At 73.9% G+C, this 25,356-nt stretch carries 18 protein-coding genes and 2 pseudogenes; 11 read left to right on the forward strand and 9 right to left on the reverse strand.

Annotation, left to right across the window (positions count from 1 at the left end):
• Nucleotides 1–62 precede the first annotated feature (62 nt).
• The 10 genes and pseudogenes from QQK22_RS13125 to QQK22_RS13170 all read left to right on the forward strand — a co-directional run bounded on the left by QQK22_RS13125 (nt 63) and on the right by QQK22_RS13170 (nt 10,027).
• A complete protein-coding gene (locus tag QQK22_RS13125) occupies nt 63–500 on the forward strand; it encodes a (deoxy)nucleoside triphosphate pyrophosphohydrolase (RefSeq protein ID WP_284251381.1) in 438 nt (145 codons plus the stop codon).
• A 49-nt stretch (nt 501–549) separates the two neighbouring features.
• Nucleotides 550–1,317, forward strand: coding sequence for a type I methionyl aminopeptidase (gene map / locus QQK22_RS13130; protein ID WP_284251382.1), 768 nt, complete (start codon nt 550–552; stop codon nt 1,315–1,317).
• Between the two features lie 93 nt (nt 1,318–1,410).
• Nucleotides 1,411–1,962: pseudogene (locus tag QQK22_RS19525) on the forward strand (glycosyltransferase family protein); the annotation flags it as partial.
• Between the two features lie 87 nt (nt 1,963–2,049).
• On the forward strand, nt 2,050–2,592 hold the full coding sequence (locus QQK22_RS19530) for a glycosyltransferase (protein WP_284252749.1): 543 nt from the start codon (nt 2,050–2,052) through the stop codon (nt 2,590–2,592).
• On the forward strand, nt 2,589–4,412 hold the full coding sequence (locus QQK22_RS13145) for a glycosyltransferase family 4 protein (protein ID WP_284251383.1): 1,824 nt from the start codon (nt 2,589–2,591) through the stop codon (nt 4,410–4,412). The genes QQK22_RS19530 and QQK22_RS13145 overlap by 4 nt, the downstream gene beginning before the upstream one ends.
• Nucleotides 4,409–5,326, forward strand: a complete 918-nt coding sequence (locus QQK22_RS13150) for an ABC transporter permease (protein WP_284251384.1) — start codon at nt 4,409–4,411, stop codon at nt 5,324–5,326. The genes QQK22_RS13145 and QQK22_RS13150 overlap by 4 nt, the downstream gene beginning before the upstream one ends.
• Complete coding sequence (locus QQK22_RS13155; protein ID WP_284251386.1) at nt 5,313–6,191, forward strand: ABC transporter ATP-binding protein; 879 nt, start codon at nt 5,313–5,315, stop codon at nt 6,189–6,191. The genes QQK22_RS13150 and QQK22_RS13155 overlap by 14 nt, the downstream gene beginning before the upstream one ends.
• Before the next feature lie 23 nt (nt 6,192–6,214).
• On the forward strand, nt 6,215–7,357 hold the full coding sequence (gene wecB, locus QQK22_RS13160) for a non-hydrolyzing UDP-N-acetylglucosamine 2-epimerase (RefSeq protein WP_284251387.1): 1,143 nt from the start codon (nt 6,215–6,217) through the stop codon (nt 7,355–7,357).
• A 207-nt stretch (nt 7,358–7,564) separates the two neighbouring features.
• On the forward strand, nt 7,565–8,992 hold the full coding sequence (locus tag QQK22_RS13165) for a glycosyltransferase family 2 protein (RefSeq protein ID WP_284251389.1): 1,428 nt from the start codon (nt 7,565–7,567) through the stop codon (nt 8,990–8,992).
• A gap of 348 nt (nt 8,993–9,340) precedes the next feature.
• Entirely contained in the window at nt 9,341–10,027 is a 687-nt protein-coding gene (locus QQK22_RS13170) for a hypothetical protein (protein WP_284251391.1), read from the forward strand.
• A 107-nt stretch (nt 10,028–10,134) separates the two neighbouring features.
• Here QQK22_RS13170 and QQK22_RS13175 read toward each other — a convergent pair whose 3' ends face one another.
• Nucleotides 10,135–10,566 carry a hypothetical protein gene (locus tag QQK22_RS13175; protein ID WP_284251392.1) on the reverse strand — a complete coding sequence of 144 codons (432 nt, stop codon included), beginning with the start codon at nt 10,564–10,566 and terminating at the stop codon, nt 10,135–10,137.
• Between the two features lie 179 nt (nt 10,567–10,745).
• On the opposite strand from QQK22_RS13175, the gene QQK22_RS13180 reads away from it, so the two are divergent.
• Nucleotides 10,746–11,642 (forward strand): macrolide 2'-phosphotransferase, encoded by an 897-nt coding sequence (locus QQK22_RS13180; RefSeq protein ID WP_284251393.1) that lies wholly within the window; start codon nt 10,746–10,748, stop codon nt 11,640–11,642.
• A 16-nt stretch (nt 11,643–11,658) separates the two neighbouring features.
• On the opposite strand, the gene wecC is transcribed toward QQK22_RS13180, so the two are convergent.
• The 8 genes and pseudogenes from wecC to QQK22_RS13220 all read right to left on the reverse strand — a co-directional run bounded on the left by wecC (nt 11,659) and on the right by QQK22_RS13220 (nt 25,354).
• Nucleotides 11,659–13,044 carry a UDP-N-acetyl-D-mannosamine dehydrogenase gene (wecC, locus tag QQK22_RS13185; protein WP_284251394.1) on the reverse strand — a complete coding sequence of 462 codons (1,386 nt, stop codon included), beginning with the start codon at nt 13,042–13,044 and terminating at the stop codon, nt 11,659–11,661.
• Nucleotides 13,045–13,108: 64 nt separating this feature from the next.
• Nucleotides 13,109–13,935, reverse strand: a pseudogene (locus QQK22_RS13190) (LCP family protein).
• A 272-nt stretch (nt 13,936–14,207) separates the two neighbouring features.
• Nucleotides 14,208–15,731: a hypothetical protein gene (locus QQK22_RS13195; RefSeq protein ID WP_284251395.1), complete on the reverse strand. Its 1,524-nt coding sequence runs from the start codon at nt 15,729–15,731 to the stop codon at nt 14,208–14,210.
• Nucleotides 15,724–15,996 (reverse strand): glycosyltransferase family protein, encoded by a 273-nt coding sequence (locus tag QQK22_RS13200; RefSeq protein WP_284251396.1) that lies wholly within the window; start codon nt 15,994–15,996, stop codon nt 15,724–15,726. The genes QQK22_RS13195 and QQK22_RS13200 overlap by 8 nt, the downstream gene beginning before the upstream one ends.
• A 35-nt stretch (nt 15,997–16,031) precedes the next feature.
• Nucleotides 16,032–17,726 carry a glycosyltransferase gene (locus QQK22_RS13205; protein ID WP_284251397.1) on the reverse strand — a complete coding sequence of 565 codons (1,695 nt, stop codon included), beginning with the start codon at nt 17,724–17,726 and terminating at the stop codon, nt 16,032–16,034.
• Nucleotides 17,723–19,336 (reverse strand): heparinase II/III domain-containing protein, encoded by a 1,614-nt coding sequence (locus tag QQK22_RS13210; RefSeq protein WP_348525584.1) that lies wholly within the window; start codon nt 19,334–19,336, stop codon nt 17,723–17,725. The genes QQK22_RS13205 and QQK22_RS13210 overlap by 4 nt, the downstream gene beginning before the upstream one ends.
• Nucleotides 19,337–20,552: 1,216 nt before the next feature.
• A complete protein-coding gene (locus QQK22_RS13215; protein ID WP_348525585.1) occupies nt 20,553–20,744 on the reverse strand; it encodes a hypothetical protein in 192 nt (63 codons plus the stop codon).
• A complete protein-coding gene (locus QQK22_RS13220; protein WP_348525649.1) occupies nt 20,669–25,354 on the reverse strand; it encodes a malectin domain-containing carbohydrate-binding protein in 4,686 nt (1,561 codons plus the stop codon). The genes QQK22_RS13215 and QQK22_RS13220 overlap by 76 nt, the downstream gene beginning before the upstream one ends.
• Nucleotides 25,355–25,356 lie beyond the last annotated feature (2 nt).

The raw sequence follows: 25,356 nt of genomic DNA on the forward strand, positions 1-25,356 counted from the left end.
GTAGGGTCGCCGCGCGCGTGTGTGGGGAGGAGATCCGCGGATCGCCTCCTAGAGTGGACCGCGTGACCGTCCTCGTCGTCGCGGCGGCGATCCTCGACGATCTCGCCGCCCCCACCCGCCTCCTGGCCGCGCGCCGCAGCGCCCCGAAGACCCTCGCGGGCTCGTGGGAGTTCGCCGGGGGCAAGGTCGAACCCGGTGAGGACCCGATGGCCGCGCTCGTACGCGAGCTGGACGAGGAGCTCGGCGTCGAGATCGCGTTCGGCGACCTGGTGCCCGGATCGCTGCCGGGGCGGACCTGGCCCATCCACCGGGGCCACGAGATGCTCGTGTGGACGGCGCGGATCACCAAGGGTGAGCCCGTGCCGCTGCAGGACCACGACGAGCTGCGCTGGCTCGCGCCGGCCGACCTCCACTCGGTGCCGTGGCTGCCGGCCGACGTGCCGATCGTCGACGCCGTGGCCGCCTCGGTCTTCGCCGGCGCGTCCCCGCGGCCCTCCTGAGGAGCCCGACGGCGCGGTTCCGGGCCTCCCGGGCCGTAGGCTGGGCCTCGTGATCGAGCTCAAGACGCCCACCGAGGTCCAGCAGATGCGTCCCGCGGGGGCGTTCGTGGCGAGCGTGCTGAGCGCGCTGAAGGAGAGGGCGGCCGTCGGCGTCAACCTCCTCGAGCTCGACGAGCTGGCGCACGAGATGATCCGCGACGCCGGTGCCTCCTCCTGCTACATCGACTACCACCCGAGCTTCGGCGCGTCCCCGTTCGGCAAGGTCCTGTGCACCAGCGTCAACGACGCCGTGCTGCACGGCCTGCCCCACGACTACGTGCTCGCCGACGGCGACCTGCTCTCGGTCGACTTCGCCGCCGAGCTGAACGGCTGGGTCGCGGACTCGGCGCTCTCGGTCGTGGTGGGTACGCCCCGCCCCGAGGACCTGCGGGTCATCGAGGCCACCGAGGTGGCGCTGAAGGCCGGGATCGAGGCCGCCGTCGTCGGGAACAAGCTGGGCGACATCTCCTGGGCCATCGGCGAGGTCGCGCACCAGTACGGCTACCCGGTCAACCTCGACTTCGGCGGGCACGGCGTCGGGCGCACCATGCACGGTGAGCCCCACATCGCCAACGACGGCCGCGCGGGCCGCGGCCTGAAGATCAAGCCGGGACTCGTCGTCGCGATCGAGCCGTGGTTCCTGATCTCGACCGACGAGATCTACACGGACCCGGACGGGTGGACGCTGCGCTCGACGGACCGCTCGCGCGGCGCCCACAGCGAGCACACGGTGGCGATCACGCCGGACGGGCCGCTGATCCTCACCGACCGCGGCTGACGGCCCACCGCGACGCCGGACGAGCAAGGACGCTCGCATGCGGATCGCCCTCCTCACCCACCACTACCCCCGGAGACCGGCGCACCCCAGCGCCGGTGGGCGGCGTTCGGCCGGCGGTTCGTCAACGCGGGCCACGAGCTCCTCGTGCTCGCCCCGCCCCCGCACCACCCCGAGGGGAGGCTGACGAGCGCCCTGCCGTCCGACCAGGTCGGTGCCGCGGCGCGGGACGACGGCGGCGCTCGCGTCGTGCGGACGCGGTTCCGGGCCCACGACCACTCCCTGACGAGTCGCAGCCTGGACCAGGCGGTGGTGGCCGCCGACCAGCTCGGCCGCGGCCTCGCGCTCATGGGTCGCGGACGCGACCGCCGCCCTGACGTCGTCGTCGCGACCGCCCCCGCGCTGCCCACGATCGGCGCGGGACTCGCCCTGGGGCGTGCGCTGAGGCGGCCCGTCGTCGTCGAGATGCGTGACGCGTGGCCCGACCTGCTGGCGCCCGCCGACGTGATGCGCACGCGCGCGACCGGCGCGGGACTGTGTCGCCTCGCCGCCGGCGCCGCCGTCACGGGACTCACCCGGGCGCAGCGCTCGGCGGATCACGTCGTGACGACCACGGACTCGTTCGCCCGCGTGCTCGCGGGACGCGGCATCAGCGCGAGCGCGATAGGCAACGGTGTCTCCGACGACCTCCTCCCCGTGTTCCACCCGCCGCCGCTGGACCGTGCACGGCTGCGCGTGCTCTACCTGGGCACCACGGGCCGCAGCCAGCACCTGTCCACGGCCCTCGAGGCGGCGGCCCGCGCACGAGCCCTCGGTGTCGACGTCGCCCTCCGCATCGTCGGCTCCGGATCGGATCAGCCGCGTCTGCGCGCGCTCGCCCGGAACCTGGCGCTCGACGTCGAGCTGACGGGCCGCGTGCCGCGGACCGCCGTCGGGACGCACTACGCGTGGGCCGACACCGCCGTCGTGATGCTGCGGGACTGGCCCCCGTTCCGCTGGACCGTGCCGTCCAAGCTCTACGAAATCCTCGCCGTCGGTCGGCACGTCTCGGCCAGCGTCGACGGCGAGGCCGCCGACCTCGTGCGCGCCTCGCGCGGCGGCCACGTCGTCCCGCCGCAGGACCCGGCCGCGCTCGCCGACCTGTGGGCGAGGCTCGCGGCGGACCGCCGGCTGCTCGACGTGGGTGGGCGCCCGCGCGCGTGGGTCCTCGAGCACGCGCACCACGACCTGCTCGCACGGCGCTACCTCGCGCTGCTGGAGACGGTGGTCGCCGGGTGAGGGGCGCCGTCGACGCGGGCGCGCTGCTGCGTCAGCTCCTGCTCGGTGCGCGCACCGCCGCCGCGATGGCACGCGAGGATCCGGCCCGGCTCGTGGTGCTCGCGTCCCGGCGCGCCCCCGAGGCGTGGCGCGGACGTCTCTCGGACCTGCTCGCCGGCGGTGCCGGGCGCCGCGGCACCGGGCGCCGCGGCACCGGGCGCCGCGGCACCGGGCGCCGCGGTGCCGGGCTCCCGGGTGTGCTCGCCGCGTGGGTGCGGGGCGACGACGACGCGGCGCGCGCCGCCGTCGCCGCGCACCTGGCGACGGGACGCGCGCGACGGCCCGGCCCGGCGACGGTGCTGGCGGCCGAGATCGGCGTGCAGCTCGACGTCCCCGGGGCGGAGCGGGCGGGAACGGCCGCCACGCGGGTTCGGGCGCTCGCGCGCCGCGGTGACCTCTCCGACGCGGTCGCCGCCGCCGGACCGGGCACGACGCAGGGTCGACGGCTCGCGGCCGAGCGGACGGCGCTGACGCCCGGCACCGTGCTGGCGCCGAGCCGCCGCGCCGCGAGCGCCCGCCGACCGAGCAGGGGCGACCGGACCGGCGACGGCGGCCCACCCCGCGTGCTCCACCTCCTGACCACCTCGCTCCCCCACTCCACGAGCGGGTACGCGCTGCGGAGCCACGAGGTGCTGCGCGCGCAGCGCCGTGCCGGCATCGACGCGGTCGCGGCGACCCGTCCGGGCTACCCGGTCGACGTCGGCCGACTCGCCGTCGCCGGGCACGAGGTCCTCGACGACGTCGTCTACCACCGCCTCCCCGCCCGCCGCCGGCCACCGGCCACCGGCGCGCGTCTGCGCGACCACGCGGACGCCGCGCTCGCTCTCGCGCGCGAGGAGCGCCCCGACGTGCTGCACACGACCACGCCCTGGAGCTCCGCCGTCGTCACCCGGGCGGTGGCGCGCGACCTGGGCGTCCCGTGGGTGTACGAGGTGCGGGGCGTCCTGGAGGACACGTGGGTCGCGTCCTTCCCGCCGGAGCTGCGCGCGCGCGTCCGCGCGAGCGAGCGGTACCGGCTGTTGCGCGCACGGGAGACCGAGCTGACGCGCGCCGCGGACCGCGTCGTCGTCCTCGGGGAGACGGTGCGCGACGCGCTGGTGGCGCGCGGCGTCGATCCTGCACGTCTCGCGATCGCGCCGAACGCCGTCGAGGACCGCGCTCGCACGCCGGACCGGTCGCCTGCGCGGGCGCGGCGGGCGCTCGGACTGCCGACCGACGGCTTCTGGGTGGGTACGGTGAGCAGCCTGGTGCCCTACGAGGGGTTGGAGACCTTGATCGAGGCGGTCGCGACGGAGCGGTCCGCGGGCCGTGACGTGCGCGCGTGCCTCGTGGGCGACGGCGTCGCGCGCCCGGGCCTGCAGCGGCTCGTCGTCGAGCGGGATCTGACCGACGTGGTGCTGCTCCCGGGGCGGGTGCCCGCCGCCGAGGCCGGCCGCTGGTACCAGGCGCTCGACGTCGTGGCCGTCCCGCGCATCGACGCCGAGGTCACGCGCACCGTGGTCCCGCTCAAGCCGATGGCGGCGATGGCGCTCGGCCGCCCGCTGATCGCGAGCGACCTCCCCGCGCTGGCCGAGATCGTCGGGCGGCCGGGCGCCGGGCTCCTCACGCCCCCGGGGGACGCCGCTGCCCTGGCGCGCGCCGTCGCGCGGCTGGCCGCCGACGACGACCTGCGGCGCTCCCTCGCCCGCGCCGGTCGCGCGTACGCCGCCACCCGCACGTGGGACGCGGTCGGGCGCACCTACCGCACGCTGTACGACGGGCTGATCGAGGACGCCTCGTGACCGAGCGCCCACCCGTCACGTCGCGGCCGCGCGTGGTCGTCGACGTCGCCACGACCGGCCTGCGACCCGTGCTCGCGCGCCCGTCGCTGCCCTCCTACCTCGGGCGGATCTGGCGGCGGCGCCACTTCGTGCTCGCCGACGCGCGCGCCCAGGTCGCCACCACCTCCCGCAGCACGCTGCTCGGATCGGCGTGGCTCGTGATCAACCCGCTGCTCCACGGCGCCGTGTACTTCGTGCTGTTCGGTCTGGTGCTGCAGGCCGATCGCGGCATCGAGAACTACCTCGGGTACCTGGTGATCGGGGTGTTCCTCTTCCAGTGGACGATCCACTGCCTCACCCAGGGCTCGCGCGCCGTCACCGGCAACCGCGCGCTGATCCGCTCGTTCACGTTTCCCCGCGCCGCGCTGCCGCTCGCCGTCGTGATCCGGCAGACGATCCGGTTCCTGCCGGCACTGGCGACCATGCTCGCGCTGATCGTTCTCCTCCCGCCGCTGCTGGGGGCGATCGACCCCGGCGGCGACCCGGTCGTGCTGCGCGTGACGTGGCTGTGGCTGCTGCTCCCGGTGCCGCTCGTGCTGCAGCTCCTGCTCAACACGGGGCTCGCGCTGCTCGCGGCCCGGGCGACGGCGAGGGTGCCCGACCTCACGCAGCTGTTCCAGCTCGTGGCGCGGTTCTGGCTCTACGCCTCGGCCGTGTTCTTCTCGATCGACCGGTTCGCCGCGTGGCCCGTCCTGCACACCGTGATGTCGGTGAACCCGATGTTCCTCGTGCTCGACGTCGTGCGCGACCTCCTGCTGTACGCGACGGTGCCCGCGTGGGAGACGTGGGCGCTGCTGGCCGGATGGTCGGTGGGCCTGGTCGTGGTCGGGCTGGTCGTGTTCTGGAGCGGGGAGGAGAGCTATGGCTCCGCCTGAGGCCGACGTGCCCCGCGTGCACGTCGCGGTGGCCGACGTGCACGTCCGCTTCACCGCACCCGCGAACGCGCCGCGAGGACCCGACTCGACGCGCAGGTGGGGGCGGCCCGCCGTCGTGCCCCGCCTCGGCAACGGGCCCGCCGTCGTCGTGCGCGCCCTGGCGGGCATCTCGCTCGTGGCGCGCGCCGGGGAGGCGATCGGGGTGGTCGGCCTGAACGGCTCGGGCAAGAGCACGCTGCTGCGCACGATCGCCGGGCTCGAGCGACCGGCGCGCGGCACGGTGCTCGCCTCGAGCGCACCGGTGCTCCTGGGGGTCAACGCCGCGATGGTGGGTGCGCTCACCGGGCGCGAGAACCTGCGGCTCGGCTGTCTCGCGATGGGTATGTCGCCCGCCGAGGTCGACGCGGCGCACGACGGCGTCGTCGCCCTCGCCGGGATCGGCGACGCCGTCGACCGCCCGATGCGCACGTACTCCTCCGGGATGGCGGCCCGGCTCAGGTTCGCGATCGCGGCCGCGGCGCAGCCCGAGGTGCTGCTCATCGACGAGGCGCTGGCCACCGGCGACGCCGCGTTCCGGCAGCGCAGCACCGACCGCATCGAGCAGCTGCGCCGCGGTGCGGGCTGCGTCTTCCTCGTCTCGCACGGGGCCCGCACGATCGAGGAGACCTGCACGCGCGCGATCTGGCTGCACCAGGGTCGCCTCGTGCTCGACGGCGGCGCCGCCGAGGTCGCGCAGCGGTACGCCGGGTGGGCGGCCGAGCTCTCGGCCGGGGACGACGCGGCCGCCGCGGCGACCCTGGCCGAGGCATTCACGGAGGGCACCGACACCGTCGTCGCCCTGGACGCACGACGGGAGAGCGCATGAGCACCGGTACGAGACCCCGTGTGATGACCGTCTGGGGGACGCGACCCGAGGCGATCAAGATGGCGCCCCTGGTGCTCGCGATCGAGCGCTCCGCGGTGCTGACGGGCGTCACCGTGGTCACGGGACAGCACCGGGAGATGCTCGACCAGGTCAACCAGGTCTTCGGCATCGTGCCCGACCACGACCTCGACGTGATGAGTGCCGGTCAGTCCCTGTCACAGGTGTTCGCGCGCGTGCTGGAACGGCTCGACGCCGTCCTGGTGGCCCGGGAGCCCGACGTCGTCGTGGTGCAGGGAGACACGACGACGTCGACGGCGGCCGCGCTGGCCGCCTTCCACCGCGGCGTCCCGGTGGTGCACCTCGAGGCGGGTCTGCGGACCGGCGACCTCGCCTCTCCGTTCCCGGAGGAGGCCAACCGGGTGCTGACGTCCCGGATCGCGGCGCTGCACCTCGCTCCGACGCCGACCAGCCGCGCGAACCTGCTGCGCGAGGGAGTCGACGCGGGCGCCGTCGTGGTCACGGGGAACACGGTCATCGACGCGCTGCTGCAGGTGGTCGATCAGCCGGTGACGTTCACCGAGCCACGGCTGGCCGCGCTCGCCGGTCGTGCCGGCGAGGGTGACGGTCCGGTGCTCCTGGTCACGACGCACCGGCGCGAGAGCTGGGGCGCCCCGATGCGCGCGATCGGGGCAGCGCTGGGCGAGATCGCCCGCACGCTCCCCGATGTGACGGTGGTGCTGCCCGTCCACCGCAACCCGCTCGTGCGCGAGGCGGTGCTGCCGAGCGTGGCCGGCTTGGACAACGTGCTCGTGACCGAGCCGCTCGCCTACGCCGAGTTCGCGCACCTCACGCGCCGCGCGCACGTGGTTCTGACGGACTCGGGCGGTGTCCAGGAGGAGGCACCGAGTCTCGGGAAGCCCGTGCTGGTCATGCGTGAGACGACCGAACGCCCCGAAGCGGTCGAGGCGGGCACGGTGCGTCTGGTGGGAACCGATCCGGAGCGCATCGTGAGCGAGGTGGTCAGGCTCCTCACGGACGACGCGGCGCACGCCGCGATGGCGCGTTCGACCAACCCCTACGGGGACGGGCGCGCTGCGGCACGGGCGGTCGCCGCCGTGGCCGAGCTCCTCGGCACCGGGGCGCGCATCCCCGACTTCGCGGGCTGATCCGACCGTCTCGTGTGACGCCGACCACGCGGCTGAACCCGCCGCTGCGCGAGTGCTGAGCCGCTCGCGCAGGTCGCGCCTTCCTTGAGGGAGTCCTGGGCGAATCGCGCACGGGCGCTCAGCCGATCGAAGAGTGTGCGCTGCAGTGTTCTGGTCGTCCGGAACTCCCCGGGCGTCCCCCTCACCCGCGGAGTAGCGACCATGTCCATGACGGTCTACGCCCCCTCCCACACCGAGACCGAGCTCGACGTCTTCGAGTTCACGTCCGAGGAGCTCGTCATCGCCGAGGAGGCGAAGCGCTCCAGCGTGGTGTGCATCATCCCGGCCTACAACGAGGCGGACTCGATCGAGTCGGTGCTCGAGGGGTTGCTGGCCCAGACGCGCCTGCCGGACGCGGTGCACGTGGTCATCAACAACTCCAGCGACAACTCCTTCGAGCTGGCCCGGGCCTACGCCGGCGAGTACAGCGTGGAGCGCGGCGGCGAGGTCCAGTCCACGGCGATCTACGTGCACGACATGGGCAAGGTCGCGGACAAGAAGGTCGGCGCCCTGAACTACGGCTTCCGCCTCGCGCAGGGTGCGGACTTCCTCCTCGGGGTCGACGGCGACACCGTGATGGCGCCCGACGCGCTCGAGCTCCTGGAGGCGGAGATCTCCTCCGACCCCCGCATCGGCGGGATCTCGGCGATCTACACGGTCGACAACCACACCCGCAACCCCGTGGCCTCCCTGCTGCTGACCGGCCAGCGCGCCCAGTTCGCGGCGTTCAACCTGCAGAACCTGCTGCGCGGCCGGAACATGGCGGTGCTCGGCGGCCAGTCCTCGATCTTCCGCATGTCCGCGCTCCACGAGGTCATGCGCCAGTACCACCAGGACACGCCGTGGGTGAGCGACTCCGAGGTCGAGGACTCGCTGCTGAGCCTGCAGATCAAGAACCTCGGCTACTCCACCAAGATCAGCGCGACGGCGCGCGCCGTCGTCGGCGGCATGGACAACATCCGTGCCCTCGACGGTCAGCAGGTCAAGTGGAACTACGGCGCCATCGACCTGATGTGGCCCGGCCAGCGCGGTGACACCTCGGGCCAGCCGTTCCACCCCAACCTCCGGCTGCGGTGGCTCGAGAACATCGGGATGCTCATCAACATCTTCACGCGCGTCAGCTTCATCGCCCTGCTGGCGGGGTCGCTCTCGATCGACGCGTTCGTGTTCTCGCCGATCTGGCTCATCCCGCCGGTCGTGGCCATGGCGCTCAACGTCCGCATCGCGATGTCCATCAAGGGCCGCACCTGGCGCGACGTGCTCTTCGCCGCGACGATGATCCCCGCCGAGATCTACATGTGGGTGCGCATCGGTCACTTCGTGCGCGCCTGGACCAAGTTCCTCTCCAAGGTCCGCACGGACAACTGGGCCGCCCAGGCCCGCGCCGAGCGTGGCGCCGGCTGGGCCCACCTCACGCCGCTGATCGTCGCGGCCGCCGGTATCGCCGCCCTGATCTACGGATGGTCCACGCTGCCGATCATCGCCCAGGCGTCCATCCTGTGGGTCGGCTGGCCGATGCTCGCGGTCCTCACCGCCCTGCAGACCCTGTTCATGCTGCGCCAGCTGATGCGTCGCCAGTACGGCTACCGGGCCTGAGGTCCACCGGGGCGGCGGCCCGTCGACGGGCCACCGTCCCCGGTTCCCCGGCCCCCGGGACCCGGCCCCCTGAACCCGGGCCCTCGCGCGGTGCGCACTTTTTGCTGCTTCAGGAACGCTGAAGCAGCAAGAATGCGCACCGCGTCTTCGCACCCGGGACCGGCTCCGCCCCCTTCCCCCTGCCCCCGCCCACAGCGCTCGCTGCGCACCTTTCGGGTCTTCAGCTCCCGTGAAGGCCCCATTTGTGCGCCCGAACGACCGGACCGCACAGCGGCCGGACAGCGGCCGGGCACGGGCCAGGCAGCGGCCGGGCAGCGGCCGAGGCAGCGGCCGAGGCACGATGGGGCGATGGACGTTCCCTGGTTGCCCGAGCACGAGCTGGCCGAGTCGACCAACTGGATCGCCCCGCACCTCGGGGCGTTCGGCACGGTCGGCGGGAACGTGCCGCTCGGGTACGAGGCCTACGTGTCGGTGCGGAACGGGCAGGACAACGCTCTCGACCTCATGAGCGAGCCGTTCCCCGACATCGCGGGCTCGCGCCTCGACCACCTGCTCGCCCTCCTCGCACCCGCGACGGGCGAGCAGGACTGCTTCTTCGCGATGTGGGAGGGGTTCGGCGGGATGTTCCGCGAGCGCGACGGGTCCACGGCGGGCTTCGGCATGATGATCGGCTGGCACGAGGACGAGGCCCCGCCGTCGCGCGAAGAGATGGAGCGGAAGACACGCGAGGCGAATGACGCCTATGTCGCTCGCCTCCCGCTCCGTCCCGACCGCCCGCACCTGCGCCTCCCGTTCCGGGACTACTACGTGTGGCAGGGACCCCTCGCCTCGGCGCGGCTCTTCGCGAGCTACCCCTGGCAGCAGTCGCCGACCCTGGCGTGGCCGAGCGACCGGTCCTGGTTCGTCAACTCCGACCTCGACACGGGGACCACCGAGGTCGGTGGGCGGTCCGATGTCCTGTCCGCGCTGCTGGAGGAGCCGTGGAACGGTCGGCTCGTGCGACCCGAGGACCCGCTCGTGGACGCGGAGGGCTGAGTTGCGCCGTGCCGCAGCTCGGGCCGCGCGTGCCGTTCCCGCCGACATCGCCACCCCGACACCGCCGTCCCGACACCGCCGTCCCCGGTCGACGCCTCAGCCCGTGATCACCCCTGGCCCGAGTCGAACACGCGCCAGCTGCCGCTCACATCGGTCAGCAGGAATCCCCAGGTGATGCTCCGGCCCGCGGGCATCGACTCGTCCGTGCCCTCGGGGATGAAGGACACCTGCACGTTCACCGCGTCCTGGTAGAACGCGTACTCGTTGTAGTCGGACTCCGACAGGGTCTGCAGGATCTGGGCGTCCCGCATCGTGGCACCGGTCTCCACCCAGATCTCGAAAGGGGACCCACCGTCCTGCCCCAGACGCCGGACCATCTCGAGGTCACCCGCGTTGACCGCGTCGATGGTCGCCTGCACCACGTGGGCGGGGCTGGCGTCGGGCGGTGGCATCGCGACGGAGGATCCCGACGGTCCCGAGCACGCACCGAGCAGCAGCAGTCCGAGACCCGCTGCGGCAACCGCGTTCCCTCGTCGCATCGCCCGACCGTACCGAGCGCGGCGCCTCCGCGCCCGTCGAACGCCCGAGCTCGGCGAGCGTCCGGCGCCCCCGCGCTCGTCGGACGCCCGACGTCGGCGGGACGACGGCCCGGCGCGACCTCCGCCGTCGCCCGCGAATTGCCTGGCCGCACGCACCGCTGTCGTGCGAGCGTCGTGGCATGACCACCGCCGCCGACATCCTCGCGCTCGCGGCCGGCCACGGTCTGGACCTCGATCCGGCCGGCGCGACGCTGTCCGAGGCCGGCCTGGACTACCGCGTCGTCATGGCCGACGACGCCGACGGCCGGCGCTGGGTGCTGCGCGCGCCCCGCCGCGACGACGTCAGCGACGGCATGGCCGCGGAGGCTCGCGTCCTCGACCTGGTCGGCCCGGTGCTGGCGCGCGGCGGCGTCGCAGTCCCGGACTGGCGCGTGCGCGAACGCGACCTCGTCGCCTACCCCGCCCTGCCCGGCACCCCCGGGCTGACGCTGACGCCGGAGGGCGAGCCCGTGTGGCACGTCGACCCGCGCAGTCCCGACTACGCCGCGCGCCTGGGCCGGCTGCTCGCGCGGCTGCACGCGATCACGGCCCAGGAGGCGTCGGCCGCCGGCGTCGAGGTCCGCACGCCGGAGGAGGTGCGGCAGGCGTGGCGCGACGACGTCGCCCGGGTCACCGACGCCTTCACCGTCGCCCCGGCGCTGGCCCGGAGATGGCAGGAGTGGCTCGACGACGAGACCTGCTGGCCCGACCGCACCGTCATGACGCACGGCGAGATCTACCAGGCCCACGTCCTCCAGGGCCCCGACGGCACCTTCCTCGGCGTGCTGGACTGGACGACGGCGCGCGTCGACGACCCCGCGCGCGACCTCGTGACGCAGCTCGGCGCCGGTGGGCCGGAGATGCTCCAGGTGGCACTCGCGGCCTATGCCGAGGCGGGCGGGCGGGCCCACGACGGGCTCGCCGCCCAGGCGCAGCACCTGTGGGACGCCTCGCCGATCGGGTACGCCCTCTACGCGCTCACGACCGGCGCGGAGGCCGACCGCGCGACCGCCGCCGCGCTGCTCGACCCGCGCTGACCGGGAGGCCCGGCAGTCAGTCGACCTCGCGCCACGCGCCGCGCGTGTCGATGACGACCTTCTCGCCCAGCCCGAGCGCGGTGCGGTCCGCCGCCACGAACGCGGCGTGGTCCACGAGCAGCACCACGACGTCGGCCGTCGCGACCGCCTCGGCCAGGCCGACGAGCGACACGTCCGGCAGCGCCGCGAGCTCGGCGGGGAGCGCGGTCACGTGGGGTTCCACGACGTCGATGCGCACGCCCGGCAGCCGGGTCGCCAGCTCCGCCACGACCTCGCGCGCCGGCGACTCCCGCAGGTCGTCGATGTCCGGCTTGAACGCGAGGCCGAGGGCGGCGATCCGCGGGGCGCGGAACCGCTCGGCCGCCGCGACCACGCGGTCGACCACGCGTCCGGGCTGAGCGTCGTTGACCTCGCGGGCCGTACGGACGAGTCGTGCCTGCTCCGGCGCCGCGGACACGATGAACCACGGGTCGACGGCGATGCAGTGCCCGCCCACCCCCGGCCCTGGACGCAGGATGTCGACGCGTGGGTGACGGTTCGCCATCGCGATGAGCTCCCACACGTCCACCCCGACGTGCTCGCAGACGGCGGCGAGCTCGTTCGCGAACGCGATGTTGACGTCCCGGAACGCGTTCTCGGCGAGCTTCGCGAGCTCCGCCGTCGCCGCATCCGTCACGGGGATCTCGCCGCGGCAGAAGGTCGCGTAGAGCGCGCGTGCCCGCTCGCCCGCCGACGGTGTCAGGCCACCGACGATCCGGGCGTTCGTGACGAGCTCGACCATCGCGCGCCCCGGGAGCACGCGCTCGGGGCAGTGCGCGAACTCGACGACCGGGCGGCCCGACGAGCCGTCGCCGCTCAGGTCGGGCCGCGCGTCGAGAATGCGTGCGGCGAGGTGCCGGGTCGTCCCCGGAGGCGAGGTGGACTCCAGGATCACGAGCTCCCCGCCGCGCAGCCGGGCGGCGACGGCGTCGGCCGCGGCGTCGATGAAGCGCAGGTCGACGCGGTGGTCCTCGCGGAACGGCGTCGGGACCGCGACGACGTAGGTGCTGGCGGCCGGCATCTCGATCGATGCGGTCAGCCGTCCCCGGCGCACGGCGTCCGCGACGGCCTCCTCGAGCCCGGGCTCGACGATGACCACCTCGCCGCGGTTCACCGCGGCGACGGTGCGCGCGTCGATGTCGACCCCGACGACGCGGGACCCGTGGGCGGCCAGGACGGCCGCCGTCGGGAGTCCGATGTAGCCGAGACCGACGACGGCGACGTCGACGGCGACGGCGACGTCGCCGCTCCCGACGCCGCGCCGTCCGCGGTCCTGGGCGGGCGGTCGCTCGACGGCGGTGTCGGCGAGCCGGGTGGGCGCGTGCAGCGCACGCACCGTGGGGGGTGGGAAGAGCAGTGTCACGAGGTCGTCTCCGTGGGTGGGGAGGTCGGGCGGTCGGGGGCGCGGCGGCCGGGACGTCAGCCGGTCATCGGACCACCGCCGGCAGCACGTCGTAGGCCTCGGGATCGCTCGCCACGTGCGCGACCACCGTGTCGTCGCGGACGGCCGCCATCAGCGTCTCGAGTGCGGCGTCGTCGAGCTCGACGATGCTCTGGCCGTCCGGGCTGGTGCCCGTGCCGGAGACGGGAACCGTGAGGAAGACGATGTCGTCCGAGCCCAGACCGGACGCGAGGTCCTGGAGTCCCCTCAGCACACCCGCGTCGAAGCCCTCGTCGGCAGCGATGGAGCGCGTGACCGTGTCGAGGAGTCCGTGCGCGGCCACGGGGTTGCGCAGGGTTCCGTCGTTGCGCACCTTCGCGACCATCGCCCGCACCCACGCCTGCTGCCGCTGCACCCGGTCGAGGTCGCCGCGCGGGAGGTCCTCGCGCTCGCGGACGAAGGCGAGCGCCTCCGCGCCGGTGAGGAGCTGGTGCTGCCCCGCGGCCACCACCGTGTCCCCGACCACGAGATCGTCGGCGAGGGTGATCCGCACCCCGCCGAGGTCGTCGGTGATCTGCTGGAAGGACGTCAGGTCGGCGACGAGGAAGTGGTCGATCCGGACACCGGTGAGCGCGCTGACCGTCTCGATCGTGAGCGCCGGCCCGCCGTAGGAGAAGGCGGCGTTGATCTTCCCCGGCCGTGGCCGGGGATGTCGACCCAGGAGTCGCGCGGGATGGACATGACGACGAGGTTGCGCCGGTCGGCGGGGACGTGGACGAGCATCATCGTGTCGGTGCGCTGCGCGCCTACCTCCCACTGGGAGGGGTCACCGGCCGAGATCCGGCTGTCGGTCCCGAGCACGAGCAGGTTCATCGCGCCGTCCGGCCCCGCCTGCTGGGCGGGTGGCGGTGCGGCCGCGTCCGGAACGGTCGCCGCACCCCGCGGGATCTCCGGGAACGGGTCGCCCAACGACTCGATGTTCCCCGCGAGCGACCCCTCGAGCCACCACAGTCCGCCGAGTCCCGCCCCGACCGGGACGAGCAGCAGGACGAGGGCGACGAGGAGCGGGCGGCTGACGCGGCGGCGCGTGCCGCGGCGGGACGCCGCACGCCGCGCCACCGCGGGGCGCGTCGCCGGCACCACGCTCACGAGGCCCGCCCCCGTCGCGCGTAGGTGCGTTCCCACGTCGAGCGGAAGGCGATCTGGCTGAAGGGTCGTCGTCCGTGGTTGAGCCGCTGGGCGACGTCGGGGCAGCGCTCGGCGACGTACGCCAGCGCGTTCTGGTCGAGGGTCCAGCTCCCGCTCCGCGCGAGCCCGTGCCCGAGGTAGCGCTCGAGGTGCGTCAGCGCACCGGTCGCGAGGACGTCGCGGTTGACGGCGACGTTCCCCGCCGCGTACCTCCGCCACGGCCAGAGCGCAGGCAGGCCTCGGCTGTGGTGGAAGGCGAGCGGCAGGTCCGCGAGCCGCTCCAGGTAGGCCGTCGGGTCCGCGGTCACGGTCAGGTCGGCGTCCATCAGGTACAGGCGCGGGTAGCGCTCCAGCAACCGGCGGACCGCGAGGAACCTCGCACAGGCGTAGAACGTCCGCACCTCGGCCACGGCGGCGGGGACGGGCGTCGCGACGACGTGGATGTTCTCGGGTCTGCCGCTGCGGTTCAGAGCCGCGAGCGCGGTGGCGTAGGTCCCGACCTCCGCGGCGAGGGCCGAGGGATCGTCGGCGCCGCAGAGGAGGACGACGACGTCGACGTGAGGGAGCTGCTGAGCCAGGTGGACGAGCTGCGGCGCGTAGATGCGGAGGAACGTCTCGTCGGCCGACACCAGCAGCGCGAGCTCGCTCCCGGGCTCGCGCGCGTCCACGTGGACGAGCCCGCCCCGCACCTCCGCCGCGAGGTCGTCGGTGCCCCGCTCGACCTCCGTCGCCGTGACGTAGGTCGCCGCGCCCCGGTCGAAGGCGAAGGATCCTGCGAGCGCGGTCGCCCCGAGGTCCTCGGCACGCCGCAGGTGCGCGGCGGCCTCGTCACGGTCGGTGACGCTGGCCAGCCGTCCGAGCATGAGTTCCACGGCGGCGGCGCTCGGCTCGTCGCTCCAGCCCTCGGCGCGCGCGCGGGCGACGACGGCGGTCCGCACCCCGCCGACGTCGCGCGCGTCCAGCGCGTCCTCGAGCCCCGCCCCGAGGGCGGCCTCCAGGAGCGTCAGTCCGGCGTGCAGGTGTCGCCCCTCCGGACCGAGCGCCTCTCCCGCGTCCGCCAGCACGCGGCGCACCCCGCCGAGGCGGGAGTGTCCCCGCGGGCCGGCCAGTCCGTCGATCACGTGTCGCTCGAGGGAGCCCAGCGCGGCGGCCACGCGCGCGGGCTCGCTCGCCCGGGCGGTGGCGAGGTCGGGGCGCTCGAACGTCCGCAGCGTCGGCAGGTCCGCCGAGGCGAGTGCCCGGCGCACCAGGTCACCACGGAACGCGGCGCGGTAGCCGCCCACGTTCTGCCACCGCTCGTCACGCCGCAGCTGGTACTTGTACCGCAGGGGCCGGTGCCGCACCAGCGCCGCCTCGACCTCGGTCTCGTCCACACCGACGCTGACGAAGGCACCTTCGACCGGGAAGCAGACCCGGCCGGCACCGAGCTCCGCACCGTCCGCCACGATCGTGGCCGCGCTGGCCCACAGGTCCTCAGGCACTGCGCCTCCTCGGTCGGTTCCCCGCGGCCCCGGCACCGGAGCGCACGTCGGCGTAGAGACGGGCGTAGGTGGTCGCGTTGGCCGCCCACGTGCGCTCGCGCGCCACCCAGGCGGCTCCCCGGGCGGCGAGAACGCGACGCTCGTCCCGCCCGTCCACGAGGCGTCGCAGGAGGGCGGCGAGGTCGTCGGCGTCGTCCGCCCCGAACGTCAGGGCGGATCCGCAGTCCTCCGCGATCTCGCGGAGCGCCGCGACGTCGGAGACCACGAGGGCGCAGCCCGCCGCGAGCGCCTCGAACGGCTTCAGGGGGTGACGAGGTGGCAGACCTCGACGTCGCGGCGGGGCACGACGAACACGTCGATCAGCCCGTAGTAGGCCACGACGTCCTCGTGGGCCACGCGCCCGGTCAGGATCGCGTCGGCGAGCCCGAGGTCCGCCACCCGGGTGCGCAGGTCCGCCAGCACCGGACCGTCACCGACCACGAGCAGCCGGACGGGGTTCACGGACTCCTCGGTCAGCCGCGCGAAGGCGTCCACGAGCACGTCCAGGCCCTCGTACTCCACGACCGAGGTGATCGAGCCGATGACGACGGCGTCCGGCGGGATCCCCAGCCGGGCCGCGAGCGCGGGGTCGCGACGGGCGCGCGAGAACCGGTCGACGTCGACCGCGTTCGGCACGATCGTCACGCCCGACCCGGGGAGGCCGGCCTCGGTGATGCGGCCGAGCATCGTGCGCGCGAGCGTCACCGTGGCGTCGGCGCCGGCCCGCGCCTGCGCCTCCCGGTCGCGGCGCCAGCGGTAGGCCTCCGGGACGCCGTAGCACCCCGTGAGCGCGGCGACGTCGCGCCAGCCGTGGGTCGCTGCCGCCCGCGAGAGCCACGTCTCCTCCCAGAAGCCGCGCGCCTCGTAGACCACGGGAGTCCCGGTGGCCCGTCCGACGGCGGTCGCGAGGACCGCGTTGACGTAGTCGGAGTGGGCGTGGAGCACCTCGGGCCGGACCCGGAGCACCGTCTCGAGCAGCGCCTCGGCGTTCTCCTGCAGCCACGCCCGGTGGCCGACGGTGAACACGGATCCTCCGACGGGTCGGTGGTAGAGGACGCCGTCGACGTCGTCCACGGTCGGGACAGTGGCGCGCGTGATCCCGAGCTGCACGAAGACGTGCGGCTCCATCCCGGCCTCGGCCTGCGCCCGGGCCGTGCTCTGCGTGCGGAGCGTGTATCCCGACTGCGTGTCCGGCACGGCGCGGCCCACGACGTGGAGCACCCGTCCCACGACGCTCGGCCCCGGGGTGCGCGGTGCGAGGGTCGGGACGAACCGGCCGGCGAGCACGTCGACCTCGGCCTCGCGCAGGGCGAGCTGCTCGACGTCGCGCGCCGTGCCGACGGCGGCCGCGGACCGGAAGTGGCGCATCGCCCGCTCGTGGAACCCGCGGGCCCGCAGACCCCGTGCCAGGGTGCGTCGCGCCGCGAGCGGGAGGTCCTCACCGAGGTGGTGACGTGCGACGAGGTCGTCGGCGTCGAGCACGTCCCCGCGCTCGAGGAGCGTGAGCGCGGCGGACGAGGCGGCCTCCCGGGAGAGAGCCGGTGCGCCGACGCGACCGTCGGATCCGGGGCGACGCAGGTCGAGGAGCGCGAGCGACACGGCCAGCTCGCGCTCGAGGTCCTGGACGCGGCGCAGCGCCTCCGGGGTCGTGTCCTGCCCGGACGCCCCGGCGCCGGCCGCGAGCGCGGCGGGTGACGCCGCGGCCACCCCCAGCGGGAGGTGCCGCTCGAGCAGGCGCAGGCGGCGCTCGTCGACCACGAGCCGACGGCGCAGCTCCCGCACGCCGAGCAGCGCGACCGCCGTGGTGGCCAGGAGGAGCGAGGCGGTGACCACGGCCCACACCCGGTCGCCCACCAGCGCCGTGCCCGCGAGGGCGGCGAGCGTGGCGGCCACGAGGGCGGTGCCGGTCACGAGGACGCTGCGCACGCCCGGACCCCGGCGGGACAGGCGGTTCATGCGTATCCTCCGAGGACGAACGACGTCGCGAAGACGTGGTGGCGAGCGAGCACGCCGCGCGAGACGTTCCAGCAGGGGGTCAGCGAGTAGTCCTCGCGCGAGCGCCACCCGAGCCGGGGCTCCTGCTCCCCGCGGGCGGTCCGCCACCGCCCGGCCCCGTCGACAGCGAGGATCCGCAGGCCGGTCCCGCCACCGGTCAGGACGAGCTCGTCGGCGGGGTCGGCCCCGGAGTGGTGGACGCCCGCACTCCCGGGTTCCGACAGCTCGAGGTCGCCAGGCAGGTTCCACCACGTCTCGAAGGTGTGCTCCGCGCCGTCGAGCGAGACCACCTCGTCCTCGACGTCGAGGCGGACGCCGGGCTGCAGGCGCACGACGCGACGGTGGCGCCAGTGCCCGTGGTCGACCTCGCCCGTCACGACGTGGACGGCGCCCTCCCGTCGCACCTCGCGGACCGCGGAGCCGTATGGCGCGCGGGACCGCCGGTCGTGGTCCTCGCCGTCGGCGGAGACCGTGTTGTGCGCACACGTGCCCTCGACGTACTGCCGCTCGGGGCGGCCGTAGTAGAAGCCCTGGTCGCGGTCGGGGTGCTCGCCCGGCAGCACGTCGAGGTAGCCGAACCGGCCGCTGTCGACGAGCAGCTCGCGTCCGCGGTCGAACCACGTCACCGCGAGGTCGTCCGCGTGCTTGTGGGTGCGCGAGTGGAACGCACCCGCGAGCGTCAGGTAGGACGCGTCGCGCAGCTCCTGCGACGTCGTGGGGCGGGGCGCGCGCACGACGGCGTAGCCGGAGTCCGGGAGCAGCAGCGACTCCTCCTCGGGGGGCGTGCCCGACCGACCCCCGGTCACGACGAAGTCGGTCACGGGGTCGCGGCGCGAGCGGGTGCTGCGGGCGACCGTGCGGGCGGGTGAGTCACCGATCTGCTCGATCTCGCCGTCCGGTCGGACGAACCACCCCGTCACGTGCGCGGCGCGGTCGACCAGGGCGACGAGGTCGGGGTCCTCGATCAGCTCGTCGCCGATGGCGTCGGCCAGGGAGTCCACGACCATCCGGTGGTAGTCCGGCGAGTGCTCGCGGTGACCGCCGTCGGCCGCGAGCTGGCCGCGCACGACCTCGCGCAGGCGATCGCGACCCTGCTCGGCGATCTCGGTCATGCCGGGGAGCTCGGCGAGCCGCCGCGCGAAGGCGATCTGGCCGAGGGCGGTGTAGAGCCCGTGGTTGGTGCCGCCGTTGAACGACGACGGCGACAGAAGCGCCCGCTGGTGCGCGACGACGGCGCGGTGCAGGAGGTCCAGCTCCTGCGGCGTGCGCCCCGGCTGGGTCAGGCTGCGCTCGAAGAGGTGGGCCAGTCGGGGCGCGCGCCAGGCGAGGGCCATGTCGTACCAGGCCATCTCGGGCGCGCTCTCGTCGAGCACCGTCCGGCACCACGACAGCGCGCGCTGCACGGACCACTCGAGGAGATCGGCGTCCTCGGTCCGCTCGATCTGGTCGAGCACGGGAGCCATGAACGTCCACGCCTGGAGCTGGTAGTCCTGGGACCGGTGGGAGGCGCAGGCCGTGCGCCAGTCCACCGGCAGGTCGAGGAGACCGGCGGGAGACCGTTCCACTCCCACCCCGTGGTCGTGGTCCGGCTCACCGCCTCGGCGTCGGCCAGGCGCGACTGCCGCTCCAGCGGACGACGACGGAGCGCGACGCGTGCGGCCAGGGCCGCCCGGCTCTCGCCGTCGGCGACGACGCCGGCGAGCGCGGCCAGACCAGCGGGGGCCGCGCCCAGCTCCTCGAGCACGCGCGCGTGCTGCAGCACCTCCTGCGGCGTCGTGGCGACCGGCGCGCGCCCCGTGTCGGCGAGCTCCGCCGTCACCGCCGCGAGCTGGGCCCGGCCGCCGCCGGAGACGACCACGCGGTCCACGGCGCGCCAGGCGGCGCGCTCACGCACGCGGCGCAGCTCGAGACGCTCCGGGGTGCCCTGGTTCGACGCGGCCAGCTCCTCGACGCCGGGCCACCCCAGCACCTCCTGCTGGCGACGGAACCAGGACGCGTCCCAGTCCCCGCTGACGTCGTAGACCACGGGGAGGCCGTAGCCGCGCGCCACCCGCAGCGCGGGGACGACGTTCAGGAAGTCGGAGTGGGCGACGAGCGCGGCCGGGCGCACCTTGCGCACGATCGCCGCGAGCTTGTGGGCGGAGGACTCGAGCCAGTCGTCCAGGGGCACCTCGCTGCGGACGGGTCCGGGGAGCCGGTGGTACCGGACCCCCTCGACCTCCTCGGTCCGGTAGGTGCCCGTCACCGCCCGGAAGCCGAGCTCCGAGGCGATCTCGACCCTGAGGCCGAGCGGGCGAAGTCCCTGTGCCACCCGGTGGACGTGCCGGGCGTACGTGGTCGAGACGTCCGGCAGCGACCGACCCATGACGAGCAGGACGGTCCCCACCACGCCGCCGCGCCAGCCCTCCGGCGGCACGGAGGCGTCGAGCACGGGGTCGCGCAGCACGGCCAGCTCGGCGGCGGCGTGGGCCGAACGCCGGCGTGAGCCCGTTCCCGGGGTGGTGACCGACAGGACGTCGGCCACCGCGCCGGCCCGGGCGAGGTACCCCTGGCCGCGGAGCTCGCGGTAGAGGGCCTCGAGCGTGGACCGGCCGACACCGGGGCCCGTCGCGTGCTCCAGGAGCTGGTGGAGCGGGACGGCGTGACGCCCGGCGAGCAGCTCCTGCGCCAGCGCCTCGAGCAGCGGATCCGCGCCCGCCACCGCCGGCGCCCCGTTCCCGACCACCGGCGCTCGGCCGCTCGCCGGGAGGCGGACGGAGGCTTCCCGTCCGCCCGCCTCCACGGTGGTCATCCGACCTTGACGATCTCGATCGCCGACACCTTCGGCTGGTCGACGGTGGAGCTGAACGCGATGTTCAGCGTGCCGTCGGTCACCGCGATGGTGTTGGTCGTGATGAACGCGGTCATCGGTGCCACCCGCGCGTTGAGATCCAGGTTGGCGATCTCCACGGGTCCGCCCTCGAGGTTGACGGAGAACACGCGCTTGCCCGTGCCTCCCGCTCCCCGCCGGTGGCGCCGTGGTAGATCTCGGCGAAGTGCAGCTTGACCTCGTACGTGCCCGACGAGCTGACCGGGACGTTGTAGGAGAAGGTGCCCGGACCCGTGGTCGCCGAACGCTCGGTGCGGTAGAGCGCGTCGTTCGTGGTTCCCAGGATGTCCGTGATGGCGTTGTTGGCGTACGACTTGCCACCGGAGAAGTAGGTGTCCGCCTGCCAGGTCACCCCGCCCAGGGTCACCGCCGGACCGCCGGCGTTGATCCGGATGGGTGCCGCCACGATCGCGCTGGTGTCGATCGCTGCCGACACCGAGGGCGTGGTGTTGCCCGAGGCGTCCACGGCGACCACGCGGTAGAACGTCGTGGCGGCCGCACCGGCACCCGTGTCGCGGAACGTCGTTCCCGTCAGGAGCGCCCCACCGAGATTGGTCCACGGGCCCGTGGCCGTGGTGCCGCGCTCGATGCGGTAGCCGATGAGGTCGGCATCGGTGGACGCCGCCCACGTCAGGTCCACGCCCGTGGCGTTCGCGACGCCCGTGGGAGCCGCAGGCACCCCGGGTGCCGTGGTGTCGGACGAGGACACCGGCAGGATGTTCGTCACCAGGTAGACGTTGTCCTGGAAGTCACAGTTCGTCGGCCCGGTCCCGCACTGCGCGGGTGAGCTGATGTAGTCGTGACCGGCGAACCACGCCCCGGGGACGGTCTTGCCGCTGGCGTCCTTGACGGGCCACATCTTGACCGCCATCCACTGCGTCTGCGTGGTCGACTGACCCGCCACCGTGATGCCGAAGTTGCCCGTCGGGCTCGTCGAGATCGCGGTCTTGGTGCCGTCGCTCCTCAGCGGGTAGATCGCCTGTCCGTACGGTCCTGCGTGCGTGGCGGAGGCTCCGTTGATGGCGAAGTTCTCCGTCTGGCCGCAGCAGCCGTGGAACGCGGCGAGCTGGACCGCCTGGACCGGCTTGGTGTTGTCCAGACGCTTCCACTGGAAGGAGCGGACCTCGTCGCCGTTGAGCGGCGAACCCGGGATCTCCGACCCGTTGCCGATGCTCGTGGCCGAGGCCGGGACACCGGAGGTGGTCGTCGCGCCGTAGAGCTGGAAGATGTGCTCCAGCGACAGCTCGCTGCCACCCTCGGGCGCCGTCATGTAGCCGCCGCGCAGCTGGACCACGCGGTTGGCCGCCGCCGGGTCGCTCGTGGCCATGGTCAGCGTGCCCGTGCGCACACCGCGCGAGCCGGTGGTGGCCACGAACTTGACGGTGAGCGGGACAGAGGCGCCCGGTGCGATCAGCAGCGGGAGCGTCGGCGCACCGACGATCTCGAACTGACCGGCCGCACCACCCAGGTCCAGCGACGTGATGCGCAGGTCCTTCGTTCCTGTGTTGCCCACGGTGAGGGTGACGGTGTCGTTGTACTTGAGCGTCTGGTGCGCCTCTGACGAACCGAGGCTGTTGACGCGGTGCATCACCAGGACGTCCTCGTACAGGCCGGGGATCGGCGTGCCGTCGGCCTGGCGGACCACCTGACCGTTGGTCAGCTTGATCGTGCCGCCGATGTTCAGCACCTCGAGCGCGATCGTCCGGGTGGACGTCCGCCCCGTCGCGTCGGTGGCCGTGACCACGACCTGGTGCGTACCGACCGCGGCGACGGTGAACGGAGCCGTGTACGGCGTCGCCGCGCCCCCGTCGAGCGTGTAGCTCAGCGAGGCGAGGGTCGTGCCGGAGGCCACCGTCGCGGCCAGCTCGACGGTGGCGGCGCCACCGTTGTAGGTGCCCGCCACGGCCGTGCCGTTGACCTTCGCCGTGATGCTCGGAGCGCTGAGCGCCGTACCCGAGATCCGGACCCAGTTCAGCTTCGTGTTGACGCCCGTCGGCGTCAGCGTCAGCCTGCCGTCGGTCACGGTGACCGTGGCCGAGCCGGTGGCGAACGGTGCTGCACCCGTCGGCGTGTAGTTCGTCACCAGGGCGACGCCCTCGGCCGCGACGCCGTGCACCGAGTCGGTGTAGCCGGCGTCGCCGACCGAGACCTCCACGGTGTAGGTGCCGTTGGCGAGCGCGTGCTCCCACGTGCCGACCGAACCACCCGAGATCGGGTCGCCGCTCGTCGTCGTCGCCTGCATGAGGATCAGGCCCTGGCGCGCCTGGTCACCCGTCGGGTAGGTGATGCCCGCGGTCGCTGCGGTGCGCAGACGCGTCTGCCCGGAGCGGTCCGTCGGCGTACCCGCCACCAGCCAGCCGTGGCCCGACGCCGCCGAGAAGGAGGCACCGGTGTCGGCCGTCCACCCCGTCGGCACCGGGGCGCCCGCGGGTCGGAAGCTGTAGCCGAGCGACGTGGACGGGGTGGTCGGCGCGAGGCCGTCGCCCTTGATCGAGACCCAGTTCAGCTTGGTGTTCGTGCCACCGTTGCGAACGGTGACCCGCCCGTCCGTGACCGTCACGGTGCGCACGCCGACCTGCTGCGGCGTCGTGGCCGTCGGGACGAACGCCGTGATGACCGGCTGCCCCTCGACACGCACGCCGTGCGTGGAGTCGAGGTAGTTGGCGTCTCCGACCGAGACGGCGACCTCGTACGTGCCGTTCGGCACCGCGTACTCCCAGAACCCGCTCGTGTAGGCCGGCTGGGTGGCGTTGTCCAGGAACGCGAAGCCCTGCTGCTGCGCGGCGGCCGGGAAGGTGATCCCGCCCGTGGGGGCCGTGCGGTAGCGCGTGGCGTCCGGCCTGGCGACCGGCAGCGACGTGGCCTCGTTCATCCAGCCGTAGCCGCGGTCGGCGCTGAACGCTCCGCCGGTCTCGGCCGACCAGCCCTGGGGGACCGGGGTGCCGGCGGGCTGGAACGTCATCCTCACCTGCGCGCCGTCGGACGGGTCGTCGCCGCCCGGGTCGGGCACGTCCGTCGGGACGACGTCGATGAAGCCGATCTTGGTGTTCCGGCCGCCGACCGGGTCGATGGTCAGGTGGCCGTCCGTCACCGTCACGGTGCCCGTGGACACCTTGTGGCGTGTGTTCGACCCGGCGGCGCCCGACGGCGTGAAAGCCGTCAGGATCGTCGTGCCCTCGGCCCGGATCAGGTGGGACTCGACGTCGGTACCGACCGTGGGGTCACCCACGCCGACGGTGACCTCGTAGGTGCCGTTCGGCACCTGGAGCTCCCAGTAGGCGTTGACGTTGGTGCCGTTGAAGGTGCCGGCGACGTCCTGCGGCTGCATGTGCATGAAGCTGTCGAGCCTCGCGTCCGTCTGCGAGGAGTTGCGGTCACGACCGTTGCCGGGCGTGGTGCCGCCGACGGAGATGTCCAGGTCGTCCTCGGTGGCCTGTCCCTTCCATCCGTAGGTCAGCCCGGTGCCCTGGTCGGACCCGGTCCTCGGCCCGTAGGCCTGACCGAAGTCGCGCACGTAGCCGGAGACGAGCTCGCCGGCCGCCGTCGTGAAGTCGACCTTGATGGCGTTGCCACCGGAACCCGTGTCGGTGACCGGCCTGATGCCGGAGACGAGGAACAGGTAGTCCTGGTAGTCACCGTTGGAGGCGTCTTCGAACGCCACGATGTAGGTGTTCGCGATGAGCACGCCGCTGCGGTTCTTCGCCGGGTAGATGCGCGCCCGGTGGGCGTTGGCGGCCGGCGTGTTCAGCCGGTCCTCCGTGAACCCGTACCGGTTGAAGACTCCCGAGTAGTAGTAGAAGCCGAAGGTCGCGGCACCCGGGTCGAAGCTCATCGTGCTGCCCGCCGTCACCGGGGGCAGGAGCGACTGGTAGCCGCCACCCGCGGTGTTGGTGCCGTTGATCGCGCCGAGCTGGCGACGGTCGGCGGCCGTGCCGTCGCCCGTGTACCAGCCGAACGGGATGTTCTCCGGCGGCGCGTAGTGCGCGAGCGCCTTCCACGTCACCGGACCGGTGCCGGAGCGGACGAACAGCGGCTCCAGCACCTCCTCGCCCTGCGCGGCCGGGCTCATCCCGCCCTCGAGGTTGGTCCAGCCGACGTTGACCTCGTAGCCCAGCGTGCCGAGGACGTTGTTGAGCGAGGGCTCGTTCCCGCCCTCGATCCCGTTGGTAGCCAGACCGAACAGACCGAGCCGGATCGTGGTCCTGCCACCGTCGAGGGTGAGCACGGCCGACCGCTCGCCGGCCGTGGTGCCCGGCGTGAAGCGCACCTGGATCGTGGCCGAGGCACCGGCCGCGAGGGCGGCGGGGACGGCCGACGTCGGGACCACCGAGAACTCGGAGGCGTTCGCGCCGGTGATCGCACCCGTGAGGGCGACGGTCTCGGTCGAGGAGTTGGTGATCGTGAACGACTCGACGTCGGTCTTCTGCGCGGCGCTGGCGTTTCCGGCGTTCGACCTCGCCGCCGAGAGGACGAGCTCGTCCTTGCTGACCTTGACGGAGGCGGCCTGCTGGCTCGCCGGGACCCGCAGCAGGTACAGCTTCTGGGCCGAGCCGGAGCGGTCGTACTGGTTGACGTACAGGTTGCCGTTCCGGGTGTCCTCCACGACCTCCAGCGGGTCGTTGAAGCCTCCGACGCCCTGCATCGTCGTGTTCGGGACGCCGGTCAGACCGACCTCCGTCTGCGCGCCGAGCACCTTGCCGGTGGTCGGGTCGACCTGCATAA

This window comes from Litorihabitans aurantiacus (assembly GCF_030161595.1).
GTDB lineage: Bacteria > Actinomycetota > Actinomycetes > Actinomycetales > Beutenbergiaceae > Litorihabitans > Litorihabitans aurantiacus.